The sequence below is a fragment of the Streptomyces sp. GC420 genome, from assembly GCF_009916105.1.
Taxonomy (GTDB): domain Bacteria; phylum Actinomycetota; class Actinomycetes; order Streptomycetales; family Streptomycetaceae; genus Streptomyces.
This window is the reverse complement of sequence record NZ_JAAAXQ010000795.1, coordinates 1-862: the sequence shown is the minus strand read 5'-3', so window position 1 is coordinate 862 and position 862 is coordinate 1. Positions and strand designations below refer to the sequence as shown.

General features: G+C 71.7%; 1 protein-coding gene. It reads left to right on the top strand.

From position 1 onward, the window contains the following. Nucleotides 1-714 (top strand): alpha/beta fold hydrolase (locus tag GUY61_RS38665; RefSeq protein WP_243767055.1); only part of this gene is annotated, 714 nt, incomplete at its 5' end. Between the last annotated feature and the right edge of the window lie 148 nt (nucleotides 715-862).

Genomic DNA, 862 nt, shown 5'->3' with positions numbered 1-862 from the left:
GACCGGGCCGTGTACGGCTTCGACCGGGTCGAGGCGGCCGGGACCATGGAGGAGAAGGCCGCCCACTACCTGGACATCATGCGCGAACTCCAGCCGCGGGGGCCCTACCATCTGCTGGGCTGGTCCTTCGGCGGCTGTCTGGCGTACGAGGTGGCCTGCCGGCTCCACGCGGCGGGCGACTCCGTGGGATACCTCGGACTCATCGACACCATCCTTCCGGCCGCACTGCCGGGCCTGGAGTCGCGGGACCTCCTGCTCGAACGCTTCGGCCGTTTCGCCGAGTACATCGAGAAGACGTACGGACACCGTCTGGAGCTGCCCTACGAGGAACTGGCGGCCACGCCCGACGAGCAGCAGATCGAGGTCGTCATGCGTCTGGTGGCCCGGGCGGGCCTCGACATGAGCCCCGGGGTGATGGAACACCAGCGGACCTCGTACATCGACGCGCGTGTGGGGGAGCGGTACGAACCCAGGCGCTACCCCGGGCGGGTGGTGCTTTACCGCGCGCAGGAGTCGCACCGGCTCACCACGGCACTCGACCCGCGCTATCTGCGGGCGGAGGCAGACCTGGGCTGGGCGCCCCTGTGCGGCTCGCTCGAGATCGTGCCCGTGCGGGGCGACCACCTGTCCCTGATCGACCCGCCCCACGTGGAGACCATCGCCGGGCACCTCGCCGCGGCCCTCGCGGGCGGCGACGACGACTCCGGCGGCTGACTGCCCGTCACCAGACTGACCACCCGTCACCATCGGGCCGCCCCATCAGGACACGACCACGATCGCCGACCGCCGGCCGGCAACCCACCGATGGGCCCGGCCGCCGCCGGGCCCCCACCGCACGGAGCAGCCGAATACCCATGTCCCC